Raw genomic sequence first — 21,743 nt, 5'->3', positions numbered from 1 at the left:
CCCCCCCCCCCCCCCCCCCGCCCCCCCCCCCCGCCCCCCCCCCCCCCCCCCCCCCCCCCCCCCCCCCCCCCCCCCCCCCCCCCCCGCGGCCCCCCCCCCCCCCCCCCCCCCCCCCGGCGGCGTGGTCCACAGCTCCAGCGGCACCCGGTCGAGGCTGAGAATCTGCGCCAGCATCATGCCGCGGCTTTCCGCGCCCATGCGCAGCAGGCAGTGATCGGCACCATCGGCTTCGAGCACGCCACACCAGGGGGGAATGCGACCTTCCAGCTCGGTGTGGCTGCCGGCCAGGCGCAGCACCGCCTGCAGCGCGAACGGCGCCTGGCTGACCGCCTGCCGCACCATCACATCGGGCGGTGCGGGCGTGCGCCGATGCAGGCCGGGCTCGGCCAGTGCGCGCACCGCGCCCATCCGGTCCACCCGCAACGTGCGCCAGTCCTGGCGGCCCAGATCCCAGGCCAGCAGGTACCAGCGACGTCCGTAGTTGACCAGATGCTGGGCCTCGACCTCGCGCTGGGTCACCGCGTCCTGCGCGCTGCGGTACTCGAAGGCCAGCCGGGTTGCCTGGCGGCAATGCTGGGCCAGGCGCCCCAGCAGACGTGCGTCGGTGGAAGGCAGATCCGACAGCGTCGCGGTGGCGGCGTGCACCTCGCCGGCCTGCTGGCGGCGGCGGGTCGGCACCAGTGGGTCGAGCTTGGACAGCAGACCGCGCGCGGTCTCGTCGATGCCGGCCACCGTGGCCGAGGCCGCACGCAGGGCGATGGCCAGGGTCGTCGCCTCCTCTTCGTCCAGCAGCATCGGCAGTACCGGTGCGCCCGCCCCCAACTGATAGCCGCCCCCTACCCCGGCCGATGCCCTGACCGGATAGCCCAGCTCACGAAGGCGCTCGATGTCGCGGCGGATGCTGCGCCGGTCCACCCCCATGCGCTCGGCCAGCTCAGCCCCCGACCACTGTCGGCGGGCCTGCAGCAGGGCGATCAGGCGGAGCAGGCGATGGGCGGTATGGCGCATGAGGGATCGAGGACAGAAGTCGTCCGCAATAGTGCCCCAGCATGGGCCCCAGTTCACCCCTCTGCTGCAAGGAGCACTGCCATGACGTCCCGCCAGATCACCCTCTATCACGCTGCCCGTTCACGCTCGAGCGGCGCCGTGGCCCTGCTTGAAGCCCTGGGTGCCGACTACCGCCTGCATGTGCTGGACCTGAAAGCCGGCGCCAACCTGGCCCCGGCCTACCTGGCCATCAACCCGATGGGCAAAGTGCCGGCGATCATCCATGAGGGCGCGCTGGTGACCGAGCAGGTGGCGATCTACCTGTACCTGGCCGATCTCTACCCCGAAGCCGGCCTGGCGCCGCCGATCGGCTCGCCGCTGCGCGGCCCCTACCTGCGCTGGATGGCCTTCTACGGCGCCTGCTTCGAGCCGGCGATGATCGACCGCGCGATGCGCCGCGACCCGCCCCCGCAGTCGATGTCGCCCTACAACGACGCGGAAACCGTACTGCAGGTGATCGAGGCGCAGCTGGCGCAGGGGCCTTACCTGCTGGGTGAGGAAATGAGCGCCGCCGACGTGCTGTGGGGCAATGCCCTGAAATGGACCACCGACTTCGGTTTGGTGCAGCCCGCCCCCGCCATGGCGGACTACATCGCCCGGATGGGCGCATTGACGGCCTTCGACCGGTCGCGGCAGATCGACGCGGAGCTGATCGCGGCGTAAGGCCGTCCGCCGGGCGCGGCGGGATGCGGTAGCGCGGGGCCATGCCCCGCGAGCGCTTGGTGCTCAGCGCGGCAGGCGGCGGGAGGCGCAGGATGCGGGTAGAATTGCCCGCTTTCCCGCCACCCGAATGGATTAAGCGCCATGACCGGGACGCCAGACGTCTTTCCGCCCGCCACGCCGGGCGGCACCCCGCTCGTTGCCCTGCCCTCCGCTCCGCGCACGCCGGAGCAGATCAAGGGCAAGCTGTACATCAAGACCCACGGTTGCCAGATGAACGAGTACGACTCGGCCAAGATGGCCGACGTGCTCGCCGCCAGCGACGGCCTGGTGCTGACCGACACCCCGGAGGATGCCGACGTCATCCTGGTCAACACCTGTTCCATCCGCGAGAAGGCGCAGGAGAAGGTGTTCAGCCAGCTCGGCGTCTGGAAGGGGCTGAAGAACCAGGGCCGCGAGGTCATCATCGGCGTCGGTGGCTGCGTCGCTTCGCAGGAGGGCGAGGCCATCATCAAGCGCGCGCCGTTCGTGGACCTGGTGTTCGGCCCGCAGACCCTGCACCGGTTGCCGGAGCTGATCCGTGCGCGTCGCGAGCAGAAGCGACCGCAGGTGGACATCAGCTTTCCGGAAATCGAGAAGTTCGACCGCCTGCCGGAACCGCGCGCTGAAGGCGCGTCGGCGTTCGTGTCGATCATGGAAGGCTGCTCGAAGTACTGCTCGTTCTGCGTGGTGCCCTACACCCGCGGCACCGAAGTCAGCCGTCCATTCGAGGACGTGGTGGTGGAAGTGGCACAGCTGGCCGCGCAGGGCGTACGCGAGATCAACCTGCTCGGCCAGAACGTCAACGCCTACCGTGGCCCGTATGGCGATGGCGAGTTCGCCGATCTGGGCCTGTTGATCCGCACCATCGCCGAGATCGATGGCGTCGGCCGCATCCGCTTCACCACCTCGCACCCGCTGGAGTTCAGCGACTCGCTGGTGGACGCGTTCCGCGATGTGCCGCAGCTGGCCAACTTCCTGCATCTGCCGGTGCAGGCCGGCAGCGACCGCGTCCTGTCGGCGATGAAGCGAGGCTACACCGCGCTGGAGTTCAAGTCGAAGATCCGCAAGCTGCGCGCGGTGCGCCCGGACATCTCGATCAGTTCGGACTTCATCGTCGGCTTCCCTGGCGAGACCGAGGCGGACTTCGAGAAGACCATGAAGCTGATCGAGGACATCGGCTTCGACCACAGCTTCTCCTTCATCTATTCGCGACGCCCGGGCACTCCGGCCGCCGACCTGGAAGACACGCTCAGCGATGCCGAGAAGCATGCGCGGCTGTCGCGCCTGCAGGAACGAATCAACGCGCACGCCGCCGGCATTTCCGCGAAGATGGTCGGCACCGTGCAGACGGTGCTGGTGGAAGGTCCTTCGCGCAAGAACCCGAACGAGCTGACCGGCAAGACCGAGAACATGCGCTCGGTGAACTTCCCGGCACCGGCACGCCTGATCGGTCAGTTCGTGGATGTGGTGATCACCGAGGCATTGACCAATTCGCTGCGCGGGCGGGTGGTGACGGAAGGCTGATCGCCAGGGCGGGGGAAGCCATGTACGGCTTGCCCCCACGCAGCAGTCGTGGTGATTTTCTCACCACGCCACGCAGACCCTCTGTGCAGAAGGCTATGCGTCACCTATCCACAGGTTGATTGCGCGTCGTTCCACAGTAATTGTGGAAAAGCGGTGGGTCTCAGGGGCGAGCCCGCCGGGCCTCGTTGCTGGCCGCAACCTTCGCTTAGCGGGTCTGCTCTGAGCCTCAGAAGGACGCACCGCGCTACTCGCTCAGGAATCCCAGCTTCGTCGTCCCGAATCCGTACCGGGTCTCCATCAGCTTCTTCACCGGTCCCATGCCCTCTATGATCATCCTGCCGTCCGGCGTCCCGCAGCGTGTGCCCACCTGCGTCCTGCCGTACTGCAGTTCGGCTTCACGACTGCGCTTGGGACGGGGATCGGGCTCCCACCAGGGGAAATGGGCATACGGCTTGTTGGTCGAGACTTCATGGCGCCAGCACACGAACGAGAGCGTCTCGTTGCCTGCTGCGTCATAGTCGTAGACGCGGTAGGAGCTGTAGCCGCTGGTCAGCGGCGTGAGCTTCAACACACCCTTCTCTACGTATGCACGCAGGTTCTCGGTGTAGCCACCGCTACCGGGAACCGGGCCGAACAGGATCACCCGCGTGAGCCTGCCGTTTGCGTCGTAGTTTTCCTGGCGATTCAGATCCAGCGTGCGCCACTGGCGTTCGTGGGGCTGCTTGGCACCGGGCCCGAAGACCTCGAAGATCCGTCGATGCGAGCGATGGTAGTACTCCCGGACGCGGGTGTAGTCAGTTACTCCTTCGAACAATCCCGTGGCAAGTTCCATTGGAACGCGCTCGCCGGGGAAGGTATACCGCAGCTTGTGCCGAGGGTCCCGGCTACGCTGCGCGAAGAGCGCAGTAGCGTCGGATTGCACGACAGTCATGGAGGAGTCCCGAACACCCAAAAGGCCTTGCCTATCACTTCCGTGAAAGGTGATCGCCACTTCTCTGCGACCATTCGCCCCATCAACATACATGTAGCCACTCGCAATCCACGCTCCGTCCGTAGTTTCGGCGCCCGTTGCCGTGTCGTCACGTTCTGGCTGCTCACCACGCTTCCTTGTGGCCTCCTTGTCAACAACTGAAACCAACGCGCCATCCGACCGATACGTGAAGTACCAGGTCATCTTCTTCGAGGCCTTTTCACGTAACTGCGAGCACGTGAAGTCAGGAACATCCGAAACACTCATCCCGGAACTCTGATTGGCCACCTCTATGCGGCCATCATCATCATAGAGCGCACAGAACGTAGTCTCCCTATGCCCCTTCGCGTCAGTTGCATGAATCGACGTCAATTGACCGACCGAATCATAATCGAGCTCATACATCTTGTGCAGCTCGAAGTACGGATACACGGGCCTCACCGCAGGATGCAGGCGCTCAGGAGGTGCTTCACCAGTCAGCTTGGATTTCCGCTTTCTCCATTCCTCAGCACGGCAAATCCGTTGCCCTTGACCACTGCTTTCCAAGTAGTAGACCGAACCGCCATTCGAGTCGAATGGCTCATTCTTCAACTCAGACAGGTCAGGACCGATACTGATCCTTATGTAAGGTTCCGCCTCGTTCGCGCGACTGAGACTGGCGCCCACTGCATCTCCTCCGCCAACCAAGCTCGGCGTGAACTTAACCACCAATCCGTTGCCCTGAGAGCGGCCATCGTCTTCATTGATTGAAATACAACCTGCATGCGCGGCTTGCACAGCGCACAGAGCACCAACCGCATGCAGGGCTTTCAACAGCATGCGCTCAATCACACCTTCTCCCCTTGATTCAATGCAGCATGTCGAATCGAATATGCCAATTCACTTGAACTGCCTCCCTCAACAGGCACGGCTGCAATGATCTCGCTCGGCATCGTGGCAACCGGATCGTCCATGTTGCTCCCCCAAAGCAGCGGCATGGTGACCCAGAAGCCTTTGATCCGTGGGCGTCCCGGCTCGCCCCGAAGAAAGTCTGTCGCCCTACGCACATCGTGCCGACCTACTACACTGGTCACATAGTCGCTAACGACACTAGGCTCCTCCATGAAATCTGGCTGCAGGTCAGGTGGTTGCGCATGCAACATGCGTTTGACGTGACCCTTGTCATTCAAGCCTGCGGCGGGAAATCCATGAAGCACGGAGTCGTAGCGAGGGAACGAGTCGCGGGGGACATTGGTGAAGACACGCTGATAAGCGGCGGAATTTGAATCGGCAAGATTCCTGATGCTTCTCCACGTCTCGGCACTTGCTGGCCTGTCCACCGTCAGGGTTGGCACGTTCTTGTTGAACCAAGGCAGATACGTCTGCGCCGCTTCCACTGCCGAGTATGGCTTGTTCTCCTTCTCCGGCAGCTTTTGAATCTCCTGCCCCAGAAACTTCCTCCACAACTTCAACCGCAGCTCCCGAGCAAACGTTCGGGTTATTACCTGCACGCCGTTGCCCAGATCCATCCGCTTCGCCTCGCCATCAACGATCACCGCGGCGATCTCGGTATCACCCGTCCCCAGCAGACTGCGGTCATTGCAGTTCGCGCTGCCGATGATCGCCACCGCGTCATCAACGATCAGCAGCTTGGAATGCACATAGCACTGCTCGGTCACCACATACAGGGAGGGGCCATGCTCGGAGCCGATCGTGTGCGGCGGCAGATGATCGCTTCTGCGCGTTTCGGCCAGCACGCCGTAGCTGCGCAGATTCATCACCGACAGGTATTCCTTCCAGCGCCCGGCCTTGACCTCGGCCTGCAGGTCAGCCTCCTCCACGCTGGCCTCGCGGATGTCCTTGTCGCGTGCGATCAATGATCGGCAGATGCGCCGAATCAGGCTGTCGTCACCACGCAGCAGGGTCTGCTGCACCCAGTACTGCTGCTTCACGACGGCACCGTCCGCCAGGCTGCCCTCCGGGTGCACCGGCAGGGTGATGTACACATGGAAGCCCTGCCGGGCCAGGATCGCGCGGCGGATGCGCGCGGCCAGGGCGGCCACCAGCGGGTTGCTGGCCGCCGACTTCACTCCCTGCCTGCGTTCCACCACATCCTGCACGATGCCGGCCCTGCCTACCGGGCCGCTCATCCCCACGCCGCGCCCCACGTGACCAAGCTTCGCCTTTTCGGCATCCGTCGCATCCCGCCGCTCCCCGCCCTTCACTGCGGTTTCCACCACGCTGCCCGGATCCGCGTCGGACCAGCCGCAATCGGAAATGAGGAACTGCGTTTCCAGATAGATGTAGGCACTGGCCGATGCGATGCAGTTGACCATTGCGTCGAGAATGGAGTGCATCGGCTGCTCACGCTCCCAGTACGGCTGCAGGCAGCTGGCGTCGTCCAGGTTCAGGCCGAGTTCCCTGCACCCCTTATTCTCCAGCGCATGCAGGGCGGTGCCCGAGGAACGCACGATCTGCACGCTGATCTTTCCCGCCGTGCCCGGCACCGTCAGGTCACCGAACACCGCCTGCATGCCCCCCATGGACTGCAGCCACTGATCGCTCAATGGCGTCAGTTCCATGCCACGCGCCAGGGTGGTCTGCTCGGGCAGCGCTGTGTCGAGCCATTCATTGGTCTTGCGAAGGCCCGTGTTCAGCCCCTTGCGCAGCAGCGAGCCGATGGTCCGGTCGCCGCGCTGGTTCTGCCAGACCATGGCATTCCAGCGGTGCATGAAGTTGCTGCAGATATCGAACACGGCCGGGCCCGCGATCTGCGCGTGCACGTCCTGCCAGGGCATGCGAGGCTGGCGGCCACTGTCGAGCAGCCGCTGGGTGCGATCAACCGGCGTATTGATCCACTGCACCAGCGATTCCCAGTCTTTCTTCGCCTTGTCGATCTTTGCTTCTATTTCGCTGAGTCGGCCTTCGATGTCCGCGCGCAGGCTGCGCGGATCGAGCAGGTAGCCCGCCGCTTTCTCTGCAGTCTGGAAGGGCCGCAGCGCTGCCGCCCGGATGTCGTTCTTCTGCTGGTCGAGCCAGCTGCCGAACTTCTTCGCCTGGATGGCGCTGAAGCCTGCCACCGCACGCCCTGCTGCGGCAGCCGCCTGGACCGGATTCAGTTTGATGGCTTCGTCGGCGGCACGGTTCGACGCGGCAATGACATCTGCATATTCCTTGCCGATCTCCTCCAGTGTCGTCTGGATGGCCAGGAACGTGCGCGCGACGGTGCGCTTGACCGCCATCCCCTCTTCCATGCCGGGGATGATCCACTCGGCGATCTTCCTGAGGCCTTCGCGCTCAAGCGCGTCGGGTACGCCCAGCTTGTCCGCATAGTCCTGCAGTTCGGCCAATGCGGCACCGGCATCCCACTGCGACTTCATCTGGTCCAGTGCGATGGCCATGCCGGGCACATACGCCTGTGCGAAGCCGGGACGAACGCGGCCTGCCGCATCCGGGCTGGTATCGGGCTTGTCCAGCGTGAGCTCCGTCTCATCATCCGTCATGCTCCGATACTTGCTCAGGCAGTTGTTGTAATGGTCATTGATCACGTGCAGCGTCGGGTCGCAGACCACGTCGAAGTTGCCGTCGTCCCAACGGCCATGGGCGACGTCGAGTCCTCCGACGAAGCCGATGCGTCCGTCTACCACCAGGATCTTCTGGTGGTGCGAGAAGGCGATGTTGAAGGCATCGGTGCGGCCGGTCGCCGGGTTGTGCAGGCCCACCTGCACCTGCCCGGGCGTCTTGTCATCCTGCATCTTGTACAGCGCCGTGCGCACCTCGTTCTCGTGGGTGTAGGCGGCCGCCTCCACGCTGTCGTAGAGCAGTACCCGCACATCCACGCCGCGCTGGTTGATAGCGTCGAACAGCAGCTCGCTCAGCCGCGCGGAGTGCGCGTCACCGCGCGCGTCCATCTCGGTATCGAAGTTCATCTGCCAGTCGGCGATGAAGATGAATTTCTGCGCGCCGCGGATGGCATCGGCCATCGCCTTCATGGCCGAGCGCCCGTCGGTGAACGCGTCGACGCGGTTCCCGTGCCGCACCGGCGCGAACTGACGGTCCGGTGGTGCGTAGTAGTCGCCGCTGGTCGTGCCTTTCTGGCCATCCCTGCAGATGAGGGAGGCGCGCTCGACCCTGCCCCATGCGTTGGCGTCTGCCATGATCAGATCTCCTTGCGCCGGGCCGGGCTGGCGTCGATGTGGGACTGGAACTCGTACTCGGCGCGCTGCCGGTAGGCATGCAGTGCGGCATCGTCGGGCAGGTCGGCCAGACTCTTGCCATAGTTGATCGCCTCCAGCGTTTCCAGGGTTGCCCGCACCCCCGGGGAGCCGCTGTATGGCCGGGGCCGCTGCAGCGGGATCACGTCGATTCCGTGTACCAGGAACAGGCAGCCGGGATGGCGGCCTGCGTCACTCCAGATCCTCGCGCACAGCGCATCGTCCAGGCTGACATCGCCCTGTGCGTCGGCCTCACCTTCGGCCAGGGTCTCGGCCCAGCGTTCCGGCAGCAGGGCGCTGTCACGCTGCTCATCGTCCAGGGCGCGGTGCGTGCGCACGATCCTCCAGGGCTGCCCGCCCAGCGGCACACCCTGTGGGCCCGGGATGTCCTGCAGCCTGAAAGCAAGCTTCGGAACCTGCCCGTCCAGCGCGCTGGACGGCATGTCCGGCAGGGGACGGGTCAGCTGCGCCGGGCCGACGAAGGTGCGCTGCCCGGCCTGCACGGTCACCGTGCCGGGGCAGACCAGCACCAGGTTGCCATCTTCCAGCGTAATGCTGGCGCCACCGGCGGTGGCGATGTGCAGGGTGCGCGGTGCGGCAAGCTCCACAGCCCCTTGCCCGCTCGCTGCACGCACGGTGCTGCGCGCCTGCAGGTGGATCGTTTCGGACTGGGCCCGGATGTCCAGTACCTCCTGCCCAGCGACGATGGTCAATGCCGCATCACCGGCAAAGCTGCGGCCACTGGCCGCCAGCATGCCCACCGCCTGCGCCGCGTGCAGGCGCGCACCGCCGGCCACGTTGGCATCGGTGTGCCCGCCACTGGACAGTGCCACATTCCGGGCACCGCCCCAGTGCAGTGCCTGCCCGGCCACCATCATCAGACCGGCCTGCCCATGCAGGCCCAGCGTTGGCTGGCCGGTATGCGGAACATCGCCGGGCGCGGGGCAGGCCTCCTCATCGGCGCTGGCCTGCGCATAGGAAAGTCCGGTCACACTGGCCCGCGCAACCCGCTGCAGACCTGCCAGGCCGGTGCTGTCCTCCCGTACTGCGTGGCTGTCCAAGCCAGCCGTGCCGTGCATCGTGGCCGCGCCATGGCTGGACGCGGCCAGGAGGGCGGCCTGCTGCAGCAGCGCGCCGACCGCAGACACCTCGCCTGCGGGTGACAGCGCAGCGTGGCCACGCGCGGTCAACCAGACGCCCCGTTCGGCACGCAGCGCGCCCCACGCGTCAGTGCGCAGTTCCGCGCCTTCTCCGCGCAGGGAACCACGATGGTTGTCAGCCATGTGCAGCAGATGACCAAGATTCAGCTCGCTGCTGGCGTGGCTGCTGGCCAGCTGCACGCGCAGCTGTGCGTCGGAATCATCGAAGGCCAGCCGGTTGTAGCCCGTTCCGGACCATTCCCGTGACTGGATGCCCCATACCGCCCCGGCATGCCGGTGCTGGTCCTGCCCCGGTGCCATCGCGTGCCAGACAGGCGCATGACCGCCGGCCGCATTGCCCTGTGCGCTCGGACGGGAGTCGGTGGCATGCCCGAACAGGCCGCCGCTTTCGTCTGCGGCCGCTGCTCCGGCCGGGGTGCGCGCAACGCCCGCCTCGCCACGACCGTTGTACAGCGCGCCCAGCACCAAGGGCTGATCGATGTTCCCGTCCAGAAAGCCGATCACCACCTCCTGGCCGACACGCGGCAGGAACTGTGCACCGACGCCCGGTCCAGCGTAGCGCTGCGCGACCCGCAGCCAACAGGTCGTACCGGCATCTGTGGCGTCCTGAAGATGCAGACGTACCCGTACCCGGCCCAGGTGATCGGCGTACAGAGCGGCATCATCACGGCCATCGCCAGCGATGACCGTAGCGGTCTGATGGCCTGGCGCGAGCGGCCGCGGGTGGATGCGTTCGCCGGTGCCATCGGCCAGCACGGGCCGCCACGGTCGATTCCGATCGACGGCGCGGAAGCGATTGGCATAACCCAGGGGCGCGTTTGTCTCCAGCGCCACGCCGGGCATGGCTGAACCGGCCTCAAGCCAGCGGGCCGGTGCCGCAGCGCGTGGTTGCTCCGCCCCCTGCGTGATCGGCGGCGGATTGCACCCGTAATGCAGTAGTTCGGTCGGCAGCAGGCTCGGCGTCGAACCAGCGCTCGCGGCCAGAACGCGGATGAAGCGACCGACCTGCAGGCTGCGTACGCTGCCTGCCGCCAGCCAGCCTGCACTGCCGGCCTCGTGCGCTTCAGCTGCTCGCCGCGCGCGACGATACCCCTCATCGGCGCCAGCCAGGGCGTGGGTGCCCACCGGCTCATAGACCTCGCGCGGGCTGTGCCCGGCGTCCTGCAGTGGCATCTGCACATGTCGGACGGTGGCCGCCGGGGCATCGTCGGTGACAAGCGAGAGCCGGCTGCTGCCCAGCCGACGCCACCTGCCCAGCTGCTGCAGGGCATCTGCGCGCTCGGTGGCGTCGTCACGGTGGAAACGGATACCGCCGTCTCGGGCCGATTGTGGATTCTCAGGTTGCACGCTGCTGTCGGCGAACAGCACGAGCGTCAATCCGCCGCTGCTGTCGCTCTCGAACGTGCCCGCAATGCCTTCATCGGCCAACAGCCGCTGCACGAACTCAAGGTCCGGCTCCCGATACTGGATGCAGCAGTCGCGCACGGGTGCCGCGGCCAGAGCGGCCAGGGCATCGTCGCTCCAGCGCCAGCGGGCCAGTCCGCTGTGCGTGCCGAACACGTCCTCGACGATGTCCCGCACGGTCCGCTGCTGATGGACACGGCTGCGCCGCGCATGCCGCAGGAACCACGTCCATGGCACGAGATGCAGCCGATAGCGCGCCAGACCGCTGTCTGCGCCAAGGAGGTGAGCGGCGGCGATGTAGCCGCAGCGATGGTGGTCCTGGCCATCATCGAGGCAGGTGACCAGCGCGGCGCTCAGTCCCGGCCAGTCTGCGCATGACAGGCCCGCATCCGGGTGCACGGCATCTACCCAGTAATCGAAACCGTTGACCAGGCTTTCGTGGCCCCACCACTGTTCGACGAACAAGGGAGGCAGGCCCTCAGCCTGCAGCCGATGCAGTTGCCCGTTCGACCCGAGCCCCGCCAGCGGCGCGTGCGCAGCTGCCGTATGTGAAACATCCATGACCTCTCCCTGGCCGGGCGCTCCGCCCCGACGCTCAATGCCTGTGAACCTTCCCGTGGCCACCGCTGCTTCCGGTTTCCGTTCCCCACCCGGCCGTGACGCTTTTTTCACCACCGGCGCAGGAAGCTTGTGGCACAAGCATTGCGAACGTCTATCCACAGGTTCCCGGAGGCCCGATCCACACCCCGTGTGGAAAACCGCGTCGCAGCCCCCGTACTGGCCGTGTGCGCCCCCGCGCGCTACCCTTGTTTCCCCTTGAAGACACTGTGGTGGAAGGCTTCCGCCCCACCTCCAGCAATGAAGAACATCGAGCATCGAGACTTCACCCTGTCGCCGGAAGACAACGCGCGCCTGGCCAACCTGTGCGGCCCGTTCGACGGCCATTTGCGACAGATCGAACTGAAACTCGGCGTGGAGATCGCCAATCGCGGCTTCGTGTTCCGTATCAGTGGACCGAAGGAAGCCAGCGTGGAAGCGCAGAAGCTGATCGAGGCCCTGTACGCCGAAGCCGGCGAGACCACCTTCGACAACCACGCCATCCACCTGCGCCTGGCCCAGGCCAACGTGGAGCAGATCGCCGAACGCTCGTACGAAGCACAGGACGTGGCGATCCGGGTCAAGCGTGGCACCGTGCGCGGTCGCGGCGCCAACCAGGGCCGCTACCTGCACCAGATCGCCACCCATGACATCAACTTCGGCATCGGCCCGGCCGGTACCGGCAAGACCTTCCTGGCCGTGGCCAGCGCGGTGGAAGCGCTGAACGAGTCGCGCGTGCAGCGCCTGATCCTGGTGCGGCCTGCGGTCGAGGCCGGCGAGAAGCTCGGCTTCCTGCCCGGCGACCTGACCCAGAAGGTCGACCCCTACCTGCGGCCGCTGTACGACGCCCTGTACGAAATGATGGGCGTGGAGAAGGTGGTCAAGCTGCTGGAGAAGAACGTCATCGAGATCGCACCGCTGGCGTACATGCGTGGCCGCACGCTCAACGACGCGTTCGTGATCCTGGACGAGGCGCAGAACACCACCATCGAGCAGATGAAGATGTTCCTGACCCGGCTGGGCTTCGGCTCCACCGCCGTGGTCACCGGCGACCTGACCCAGACCGACCTGCCCAAGCACCTGAAATCGGGCCTGCGCGATGCCATCGACGTGCTGCGCGATGTCGAGGGCGTGAGCTTCACCTTCTTCGAATCGCGCGACGTCGTCCGCCATCCGCTGGTGGCCCGCATCGTCAGTGCCTACGACCGCCGCGACCTGCATCAGATCCAACCCGGAGCGACATCATGACCCGTGGTCCCGTACGGCTGGACGTCGCCGTCAGTTACGCCCTGCCCCGCGCCGGACTGCCGGCCGCGGTGAGCTTCCGCAGGTGGGTTGCCGCGGCCCTGAAGGGGCGGATCCGCGAAGCCGACCTGGCGATCCGCGTGGTCGATGCCAAGGAGGGGCAGTCGCTGAACCGCCACTACCGCGGCAAGGACTACGCCACCAATGTGCTCAGCTTCCCGGCCGAAGTGCCCGAAGGCCTGCCCAAGGGCGTGAAGTTCCCGCTGCTGGGCGACCTGGTGATCTGTGCCCCGGTGGTCGAGCGCGAGGCCGGTGAGCAGGGCAAGGCGCTCAACGCCCACTATGCGCACCTCACCGTGCACGGCGTGCTGCACCTGCTCGGCTGGGACCATGAAGACGACAAGGAAGCCGAGGCGATGGAGCAGCTGGAACGCGAGATCCTGGCCGAGCTCGGCATCGCCGACCCCTACGCCGGCGAGCGCTGAGCCCGCCCCCCCCCCCCGACCGGAAGGCAGCCGAGCCCAGGCTCGGCGCCACCACGGAGTGCCGCTGTGTTCCTGCCCCTGCTGCTTGCCACCTCTGCGTCCGCCGCTCCGCTGGACCTGCCGGCACTGATCGAATGCCGCCAGGACGTGGCCGCCCATGCCGCGCTGGCACCGCTGCTGGCCGACCCGCTGAAAGCGGTCGCCAGCGGCCTGCAACCCCTGCCGCAGGGCAACCGGTTCCTGAGCGAGTACCGTCTGGCGCAGCCCATCACGGTGTTCGGCACCCGCACGGACCGGGTCGCGATGGCCGGTGCCAGCATCATGGCCATCCTCGATGAGGCCGACCCCCGGCCACTGGCCAGGCGGCTCGGGCTGGAGACCGGATACGACCAGGACGGCAAGTTCATGGCGGGGCGCGAACTGGTCAGCCGTGACGTGACCGACCCGACCACCGGCGAGGCGCAGATCGAGTCGATCATCCTCAGTGTCTCAACGGTGGCCTCCCACCCGGGCCGGACGCTGGCCGGCTGCACCTACAGCCTGGACCTGCCCGAAGCACCGGCGTCCCGGCCTGAACTGGCGCCGCCCCCGATCACCGGCCCCGGCAGCGGGGGGCGCTGACAGGCCGCTACATCCTGCTAGACTGGCGCCAACGCCCGGCATGCCGGGTGCCCTTTTTCCAGAGATGTCTGAAGACGACAGTAGTAGCTCCCTGCAGGAGCACAGTGAAAAGAAGCGCGGCTGGCTGGAACGCCTGACGTCCGCGTTCTCCGGCGAACCCCATACCCGCGACGAGCTGGTCGCTGTCCTGCACACCGCGCAGGAAGAAGGTCTGATCGCCGCCGATACCCTGAAGATGATGGAAGGCGCCATTTCGGTGGCCGAGCTGACCGTGGGCGACGTGATGATCTCGCGTTCGCAGATGGTCTCGCTGCCGGTCGAAGCGCCCTTCCTGGAACTGATGAAGCAGGTGGTCGAATCCGGCCATTCGCGCTTCCCGGTGCATGGCGAGAACAAGGACGACATCCTCGGCATCCTGCTGGCCAAGGACCTGCTGCGCGGCGTGGTTGCCGACCACGGCCCGGCCAACGTACGAGAACTGCTGCGCCCGGCGGTGCTGATTCCTGAAGCGAAGAAGCTCAACGTGCTGCTGAAGGAGTTCCGCCTGTCGCGCAACCACATGGCCATCGTGGTCGACGAGTACGGCGGCGTCGCCGGCCTGGTCACCATCGAGGACGTGCTGGAACAGATCGTCGGCGACATCGATGACGAGCACGACGAAGCCGAGGACCCGTCGGCACAGATCGCGATCCAGGCCGACGGCCAGTACGTGGTCGATGCCCTGACCCCGATCGGGGATTTCAACGAGCGCTTCGGTGCCACGTTCTCCGACGAGGACTACGACACCATCGGCGGCCTGGTCACGGAAGCGGTCGGTCACCTTCCGGAGATCGGAGACGAACTGGCGCTGGACCGCTTCATGTTCCGTGTCGCGCGTGCCGATGCGCGCCGGGTACAGGCCTTCCACGTGACGGTGCTGCCACCGGACGCGCAGGACGACGCTTGAAGCGGCGCGGGCTGATCCTCACCCTGTGGCTGGCACTGTGCATGCTGGCCACGGCCGTGCCTGCCATCGCCTTCGCGCAGGCCACGGCTGCGGTCGCCGGGACCCCGGCGCCGCGCATCGGCGTGGTGACGATGCAGCCCGGCACGGTGTTCTTCGAGCGTTTCGGCCATGACGCCATCGTGGTGCTCGATCCGGCCAGTGGTGAGGCAACGTCGTACAATTTCGGCTACTTCGATCCGTCCGAGGATGATTTCATCGGTCGTTTCGTGCGTGGCGACATGATGTATTACCTGGTGGCGCTGCCCCTTCAGCAGGACCTGTCGTACTACGACGAGACCGGCCGCGGAGCGAGCGTGCAGTGGCTGGATCTGCGCCCGGACCAGGCGCGCGCACTGGCCGCCGACCTGGCCGAGCGGGCCAGGCCGGAGAACGCGCGCTACCACTACGACTACTACACCGCCAACTGCGCGACGATGGTGCGCGACACGCTGGACAAGGCGCTGGGTGGTGGACTGCATGCTCAGCTGTCCGGACGCTCGCGCGGCAATACCTACCGCAGCGAATCGGTCCGCCTGGCCTCGCCCGCGCCGTGGATGTGGCTGGGCTTCGACGTGGGCCTGGGCCCGTTCGCCGATCAGCCGCTGTCACGCTGGCAGGAAGCGTTCGTGCCGATGCGCCTGGCCGATGCCCTGCGCCAGGCGCGCAACAGCGACGGTCGTCCGCTGGTGCAGTCCGAGCAGGAACTGCTGCCGCACCGCATCGATCCGGAGCCCAAGGAATTCCCGCGCCGCTGGTGGCCGTGGCTGCTGTGCGGCCTGGCCATCGCTGCCGGCGTGCTGGCGTTGCGCAACCGGCCGCGCCTGCTGGCCGGACTGGGACTGCCGTTGTGGCTGCTGTGTGCCGTCGCAGGTGGCCTGCTGGTGTTCCTCTGGGGCTTCAGCACCCATTACGCCGCCTGGGCCAACCGCAACCTGCTGCTGCTTTCGCCGTTGTGCGTGCTGCTGCTGCCGGGCGCGGTCCGGCTGTTGCGCCGTCGCCCGCCGGGCCGCATGTTCACGGTCGTGCTGTGGCTGGTGGCACTGCAGGCCCTGGCCGCGCTGGTCCTGCACTGGCTGAGCCTGCAGGCACAGTACAACGTGCAATGGATCGTGCTGCTGCTGCCGATCCATGCTGCCCTGGCCTGGGTGCTGGGGCGCGATCGTCACTTGTCGGATACGCGGCACTGACGCACGATGGCGGGCATGTCACTGCCCGCCTCCGCTGCCGCACCTGCTTCGGCCAATCCCGCCTGCGTCATCAACTGCGTCCACTACGATGAGCAGGGCGTCCGCCATGACATCAGCCTGGACGCCATCAGCGACGTCATCGCCAGCGGCAACGGTTTCGTCTGGGTCGGCCTGTTCGACCCCAATGAAGACGTGCTGCTGAAGCTGCAGGAGGAGTTCTGCCTGCACGACCTGGCGATCGAGGACGCGCGGAATGCGCACCAGCGGCCGAAGGTGGAAGCCTACGGCAACTCGCTGTTCGTGGTGATGACCACCGCGCAGATGGTGGATGAGCGCATCCAGTACGGTGAAACCCACGCCTTCCTCGGGCCGCGTTTCCTGGTGACCGTGCGCCACGGTGCTTCGCTGTCGTATGCACCAGTACGTGCCCGGGTGGAACGCGAGCCGCAGCTGCTGAAGATGGGTCCGTCGTATTGCCTGTATGCCGTCACCGACTTCGTGGTCGACAACTACCTGCCGATCACCAACCGCTTCCGCGACACGCTGGAGCTGCTGGAGAAGGACATCTTCGCCGAGAGCTACAAGCGCAGCACCGTGGTGCGCCTGTACGAGCTCAAGCGCGAGTTGAACAAGATGCGGATGGCCGTGGCCCCCTTGCAGGACGTGCTGGCGCAGCTGCGCCGCTACCAGGGCGAATTGATTCCGGACGAAGTGAAGCTCTACGTGCGCGACGTGCATGACCATGCGGTGCGCATCAGCGACGTGATCGATACCCTGCGCGAGATGCTGGGTACCGCACTGAGCGTGAACCTCTCGCTGGTGACGCTGGCGCAGGGCGAAACCGTGAAGCGGCTGGGTGCGTGGGCGGCCCTGCTGGCGGCGCCGACACTGATCACGAGCTGGTACGGCATGAACTTCAGTCACATGCCGGAGTTGAGCCAGCCATGGGCGTACCCGCTGATGATCGTCGGCGTGGGCGGTGTCTGCGTGGGCCTGTACCGGTTGTTCAAGCGCGCGCGGTGGTTGTAGAGCCGAGCCCAGGTTCGGGCTCGGCTGCTTCTTTACCGTGGCACACGGAATGCATCATCAGGCCACGTAGACAGTCTTGATGTTCATGAACTCATGGATGCCATGGTCCGCCAGTTCGCGGCCGAAGCCTGACTGTTTGCTGCCGCCGAACGGCAGCCGCGCGTCACTCTTGACGATGGCATTGACGAAGGCCGCACCGCATTCCATGCGCTGGGCGAAGGACTCGCCACGCACCGGGTCACCGGTCCAGACACTGCCGCCCAGCCCGAAGCGGGTGTCGTTGGCCACGCGCAGCGCTTCCTCTTCATCCTTGACCCGGATCACCGCAGCCACCGGCCCAAACAGCTCCTCGTCGTAGGCGGGCATGCCCGGCCCGACCTGGTCCAGCACGGTGGCCGGATAGCCGGCATGCGTGCCCGCAATCGGCTCGCCGCCCAGCAGCACCCGCGCCCCCTTGGCCACACTCGCCTGCACCTGCTTGTGCAGCTCGTCGCGCAGGTCCGCGCGGGCCATCGGTGCCAGCGTGGTCTCGCGCTCGCTGGGGTCGCCATACCGGCGCTGACCAGCGGCCTCGACGAAGCGGCGGGTGAATTCATCGGCCACGCGCTCCACCACGATGAAGCGCTTGGCAGCGATACAGGTCTGCCCACTGTTGTCGAAGCGTGACTTCACTGCGGCCGCCACGGTCTTGTCGAGGTCGGCATCGTCCAGTACCACGAAGGCGTCACTGCCCCCCAGCTCCATCACCGACTTCTTCAGCTGGCTGCCCGCATTGGACGCGATCGAACGCCCGGCGCGTTCGCTGCCGGTCAGCGTCACCGCCTTCACCCGCGCATCGCGCAGCACCTCGGCTGCCTGGTCGTTGTCGATGTGCAGAACGTCGAACACACCGGCCGGCAGGCCACCGTCGCGGCACACCGCCAGGATCAGGTCCGCACACTGGGGCACGTTGCTGGCGTGCTTGAGCAGCGCCACGTTGCCGGCCATGAAGGCAGGCGCAAGGAAGCGGAACACCTGCCAGACCGGGAAGTTCCATGGCATCACCGCGAACACGCAGCCGATCGGCTCGTAGCGCACGTAGCTGCGCTGTGCCTCGGTATCGATCAGCTGGGGCTTGAGGTAGTCGGCGGCGTGATCGGCGTAGTACTCGCAGGCCGCCGCGCATTTGTCGACCTCGGCCAATGCCTCGGCCTTCAGCTTGCCCATCTCGTGCGTCATCGCCTGCTGCAGCTCGTCACGCCGCGTGCGCAGCTGCGCGGCGATCCCTCGCAGGACGGCACCCCGCTCCTGCAGCGAACGTGCGGCCCAGCCCGGGAATGCGTCGGCCGCGGCCTGCAGGCGCTGCTCGACGTCGGCAGCGCCCATCAGTTCATGGCGGTAGGTCACCTGGCCGGTGGTGGGATCGATGATCTCGACAGTCATGGGGGATCTCCTTCAGGCAGATCCCCAGTGTGCGCCCTTGCCCGTGAGCCGCGCGTTGCCGGATCAGCCGTTGTCCTGCCGGGCCAGCTGCAGGTCGCGCTGGCGCCGCTTCTCGGCGCGCGCGTTGATGTACCAGCCGATCACCGCCGCGATCGACACCGCCGATACCAGCAGCGTGGCCAGCGCATTGATCTTCGGGCTGATGCCCATGCGGACCGAGGCGAAGACCTTCATCGGCAGTGTTGTCGAGCCCGGCGTGGCGACGAAGCTGGCCACCACCACGTCATCCAGCGACAGCGTGAAGGCCAGCAGCCAGCCCGCTACCAGTGCTGGGGCGATGATCGGCAGCGTGATGCGGGTGAACACGGTCAGCCGGCTGGCCCCCAGGTCCATCGCCGCTTCTTCCAGCGACAGGTCCATTTCCTGCAGGCGCGAAGACACCACTACGGTGACGAAGCACAGGGTGAAGGTGACGTGGGCGATCCAGATGGTCGCCAGTCCACGCGCCGGGAAGCCCGGAATGGCCCCCATCGAGGCCAGCAGCGCCATCAGCGAGAAACCCAGGATCACGTCCGGCATCACCAGCGGCGCGGTGACCAGCGCGCCGAACAGCGGCTTGCCGCGGAAACGCTTGAATCGGGTCATCACCATGGCCGCCAGCGTACCGAGCACCGTGGCGGTGCAGGCGGTCCAGAACGCCACCACCAGGCTGGTCCACATCGCGTCCATCAGTGCACGGTCGGCGAACAGATCGCTGTAGGCGCGGGTGGAGAAGCCCGCCCATACCATCGCCAGCCGCGAACTGTTGAACGAATAGAACATCAACAGCAGGATCGGCAGGTACAGGAAGGCGAAGCCGAGCAGCAGCACGCCCAGACCCAGGCCCTTGGCGGTACGCGGGCTCATGCCTGCTTCCCTTCCAGCAGGCGCTGCTGGGAACGGTTGAACAGCAGGATCGGCACCAGCAGCAGCAGGATCATCGCCACCGCCATCGCCGAGGCGCCCGGCCAGTTGCGGTTGTTGAAGAACTCGTTCCACAGCTGCCGGCCAACCATCAACGTCTCCGATCCGCCGAGCATCTCAGGGATGACGAACTCGCCGACCGCCGGAATCATCACCAGCATGCAGCCGGCGATGATGCCGGCCCTGGACAGCGGCAGGGTGATGCGCAGGAAGGCCTGCCACGGCTTCGCACCGAGATCGTAGGCCGCCTCCAGCAGGCGGTGGTCATGCTTGACCAGGTTGGCGTACAGCGGCAGCACCATGAATGGCAGATAGCAGTAGACGATACCGATATAGGCCGCGGTCGGCGTATCGATCAGCTGCAGCCTGGGCAGCCCCATGCCGGTCATCAGCGTCTGCAGACCGGTGAACTGCAGGAACTGGTCGAGCAGGCCGTTGCGGTCCAGGATCGCCTTCCACGCGTACACGCGGATCAGGAACGAGGTCCACGACGGCAACACCACCAGCATCATCGCCACGTTGCGCGCCGCCGGCGACAGCCGGGCGATGGCATAGGCCATCGGGTAGCCGATCAGCAGGGTCAGGAAGGTGGAGATCGCTGCGATCTTGATGGAACTCAGGAACGCCTGGGCGTAGATCGAATCGCGGAACAGCGCCAGATAGTTCTCGAGGTTGAGCTTGAGCGAGAACCCGCCGTCCACGTACTGCAGCAGCCAGGTGTACGGCGGCGAGCCGACACGGCTGTGCGAGAAGCTGATCATCAATACGATCAGGAAGGGCACTGCGAAGAACAGCAGCAGCCACAGATACGGGACACCGATCACCGTGGCGCGCAGTCCCGGCAGCCAGCGCTTCAGCCCGGCGACACTCATGAGGTCAGCACCACGCCGTCATTGTCGCGCCAGTGCACCCACACGCTGTCACCCCAGGTCAGGCCATCGCTGGCCCAGCGCTGCGAATTGGCGAAGTTGGCCAGCACCTTGGCTCCACTGGGAAGGCGCACGTGGTAGACCGAGTGACTGCCGAAGTAGGCGATGTCCTCGATCACACCCTGTGCCTTGTTGGTGTGCCCTTCCGGCTCGTCCTTGCCGATCATCACCTTTTCCGGGCGCAGCGCGAATGCGACCGGCTGCCCTTCATATCCAGTGATGCCATGGGCGATGTAGATCGGCGCCGGGAACAGCGGCGATCGTACGGTCACATACTCCGGCAGGTCCTCGTCGATCACGCCGTCGAACAGGTTCACCGAGCCGATGAACTCGGCGACGAACCGGTTGGCCGGCTGCTCGTACACTTCGTCCGGCTTGCCGACCTGCTGGATCCAGCCCGCATCCATCACCGCGATGCGGGTGGCCATGGTCATCGCTTCTTCCTGGTCGTGGGTGACCATCACGCAGGTCACGCCCGACGATTCGATGATGCTGACCAGTTCCAGCTGCATCTGCGAGCGCAGCTTCTTGTCCAGTGCACCCATCGGCTCATCCAGCAGCAGCAGCTTGGGGCCCTTGGCCAACGAGCGTGCCAGCGCCACGCGCTGCTGCTGTCCGCCGGACAGCTGATGCGGCTTGCGCTTGCCGAGGTGGCCCATCTGCACCAGCTCCAGCATTTCGCCGACGCGCCTGCCGATCGCATCCTTGCCCAGCCCGTCCTGCTTGAGGCCGAACGCGATGTTCTGCTCGACCGTCATGTGCGGGAACAGGGCGTAGGACTGGAACATCATGTTGACCGGCCGCTGATAGGGCGGCAACGCGTCCAGACGCTGCCCATCAAGGGTGATACTGCCCTTGGTGGGTGTCTCGAAGCCGCCCAGGCAGCGCAGCAGGGTGGATTTGCCGCTGCCGGAGCCGCCCAGCAGGGCAAAGATCTCGCCCTTGCGCACATCCAGATTGACGTCGTCGACGGCGACGAAACCGTCGAATTCCTTGCGCAGGTCACGAATGGAGAGATAGCCGGGCGCACTCACCGAATCAACGGCGGCGGCTTCCGGCTGGGCTTCAACGGGCATGGGGGCTCCGGGAGCGGGCGGTGGACAGCGGGCGCCATTCTACCGGCCAGGGGGCGATGACGGTATGACGGGGTATGGCGAGCGGCCGTTGCCCGCCCGGGGGGGGGCCCCGGGGGCCCCCCGCCCCCCCCAGGGGGGGGGGCGGGGGGGCGGGCCGGCCCGCGGGGGGGCCCCCCCCCACCCCCCCCGCCCCCCCCCCCCCCC

The 21,743-nt window shown here is 66.4% G+C and carries 16 protein-coding genes; 8 read left to right on the top strand and 8 right to left on the bottom strand.

Annotated elements, in window-relative coordinates:
• Positions 1-1,008 (bottom strand): helix-turn-helix transcriptional regulator (locus ACVOMM_RS17490; RefSeq protein WP_481526560.1); only part of this gene is annotated, 1,008 nt, incomplete at its 3' end.
• An 81-nt stretch (positions 1,009-1,089) separates the two neighbouring features.
• Here ACVOMM_RS17490 and ACVOMM_RS17485 point away from each other — a divergent pair.
• Both ACVOMM_RS17485 and miaB read left to right on the top strand, forming a co-directional pair.
• Complete coding sequence (locus tag ACVOMM_RS17485; protein ID WP_481526559.1) at positions 1,090-1,710, top strand: glutathione S-transferase family protein; 621 nt, start codon at positions 1,090-1,092, stop codon at positions 1,708-1,710.
• 141 nt (positions 1,711-1,851) lie between these two features.
• Positions 1,852-3,273 carry a tRNA (N6-isopentenyl adenosine(37)-C2)-methylthiotransferase MiaB gene (gene miaB / locus ACVOMM_RS17480; protein WP_065176220.1) on the top strand — a complete coding sequence of 474 codons (1,422 nt, stop codon included), beginning with the start codon at positions 1,852-1,854 and terminating at the stop codon, positions 3,271-3,273.
• 244 nt (positions 3,274-3,517) lie between these two features.
• Here the strand turns inward: miaB and ACVOMM_RS17475 are convergent, their stop codons facing one another.
• Genes ACVOMM_RS17475 through ACVOMM_RS17465 form a run of 3 tightly spaced genes read right to left on the bottom strand, consistent with a single transcriptional unit; the run spans position 3,518 to position 11,561 of the window.
• Positions 3,518-5,062 carry a hypothetical protein gene (locus tag ACVOMM_RS17475; RefSeq protein WP_481526558.1) on the bottom strand — a complete coding sequence of 515 codons (1,545 nt, stop codon included), beginning with the start codon at positions 5,060-5,062 and terminating at the stop codon, positions 3,518-3,520.
• Positions 5,063-5,070: 8 nt separating this feature from the next.
• Entirely contained in the window at positions 5,071-8,379 is a 3,309-nt protein-coding gene (locus ACVOMM_RS17470; RefSeq protein ID WP_481526557.1) for a phospholipase D-like domain-containing protein, read from the bottom strand.
• Positions 8,380-8,381: 2 nt separating this feature from the next.
• Positions 8,382-11,561, bottom strand: coding sequence for a type VI secretion system Vgr family protein (locus ACVOMM_RS17465; RefSeq protein ID WP_481526556.1), 3,180 nt, complete (start codon positions 11,559-11,561; stop codon positions 8,382-8,384).
• Between the two features lie 297 nt (positions 11,562-11,858).
• Between ACVOMM_RS17465 and ACVOMM_RS17460 the strand changes: the two genes are divergently transcribed.
• The 6 genes from ACVOMM_RS17460 (at position 11,859) to ACVOMM_RS17435 (ending at position 17,149) form a co-directional block, all read left to right on the top strand.
• Positions 11,859-12,845, top strand: a complete 987-nt coding sequence (locus ACVOMM_RS17460; RefSeq protein ID WP_053516587.1) for a PhoH family protein — start codon at positions 11,859-11,861, stop codon at positions 12,843-12,845.
• Positions 12,842-13,327 carry an rRNA maturation RNase YbeY gene (gene ybeY / locus ACVOMM_RS17455; RefSeq protein WP_053516586.1) on the top strand — a complete coding sequence of 162 codons (486 nt, stop codon included), beginning with the start codon at positions 12,842-12,844 and terminating at the stop codon, positions 13,325-13,327. Before ACVOMM_RS17460 ends, ybeY begins: the two co-directional genes overlap by 4 nt.
• 66 nt (positions 13,328-13,393) lie before the next feature.
• Entirely contained in the window at positions 13,394-13,948 is a 555-nt protein-coding gene (locus ACVOMM_RS17450) for a hypothetical protein (protein WP_053516584.1), read from the top strand.
• 64 nt (positions 13,949-14,012) lie between these two features.
• Positions 14,013-14,894 carry an HlyC/CorC family transporter gene (locus ACVOMM_RS17445; RefSeq protein WP_053516583.1) on the top strand — a complete coding sequence of 294 codons (882 nt, stop codon included), beginning with the start codon at positions 14,013-14,015 and terminating at the stop codon, positions 14,892-14,894.
• Positions 14,891-16,120: a lipoprotein N-acyltransferase Lnb domain-containing protein gene (locus tag ACVOMM_RS17440; RefSeq protein ID WP_197572500.1), complete on the top strand. Its 1,230-nt coding sequence runs from the start codon at positions 14,891-14,893 to the stop codon at positions 16,118-16,120. The genes ACVOMM_RS17445 and ACVOMM_RS17440 overlap by 4 nt, the downstream gene beginning before the upstream one ends.
• Before the next feature lie 6 nt (positions 16,121-16,126).
• The gene (locus ACVOMM_RS17435; protein ID WP_053516581.1) at positions 16,127-17,149 is read left to right on the top strand and encodes a magnesium and cobalt transport protein CorA; all 1,023 of its coding nucleotides are present in this window, start codon (positions 16,127-16,129) and stop codon (positions 17,147-17,149) included.
• A 57-nt stretch (positions 17,150-17,206) separates the two neighbouring features.
• Here ACVOMM_RS17435 and ACVOMM_RS17430 read toward each other — a convergent pair whose 3' ends face one another.
• The 4 genes from ACVOMM_RS17430 to ACVOMM_RS17415 form a co-directional block, all read right to left on the bottom strand.
• On the bottom strand, positions 17,207-18,571 hold the full coding sequence (locus ACVOMM_RS17430) for an NAD-dependent succinate-semialdehyde dehydrogenase (RefSeq protein ID WP_065176214.1): 1,365 nt from the start codon (positions 18,569-18,571) through the stop codon (positions 17,207-17,209).
• Positions 18,572-18,634: 63 nt separating this feature from the next.
• Positions 18,635-19,477, bottom strand: a complete 843-nt coding sequence (locus ACVOMM_RS17425) for an ABC transporter permease subunit (RefSeq protein ID WP_005415928.1) — start codon at positions 19,475-19,477, stop codon at positions 18,635-18,637.
• Complete coding sequence (locus tag ACVOMM_RS17420) at positions 19,474-20,406, bottom strand: ABC transporter permease subunit (RefSeq protein ID WP_053516578.1); 933 nt, start codon at positions 20,404-20,406, stop codon at positions 19,474-19,476. Before ACVOMM_RS17420 ends, ACVOMM_RS17425 begins: the two co-directional genes overlap by 4 nt.
• The gene (locus ACVOMM_RS17415) at positions 20,403-21,539 is read right to left on the bottom strand and encodes an ABC transporter ATP-binding protein (protein WP_193395569.1); all 1,137 of its coding nucleotides are present in this window, start codon (positions 21,537-21,539) and stop codon (positions 20,403-20,405) included. The genes ACVOMM_RS17420 and ACVOMM_RS17415 overlap by 4 nt, the downstream gene beginning before the upstream one ends.
• Positions 21,540-21,743 lie beyond the last annotated feature (204 nt).

This window comes from Stenotrophomonas sp. STEN009 (genome assembly GCF_056760395.1).
The sequence above is the reverse complement of the archived record's forward strand: the minus strand, read 5'-3'. Positions and strand labels throughout refer to the sequence as shown.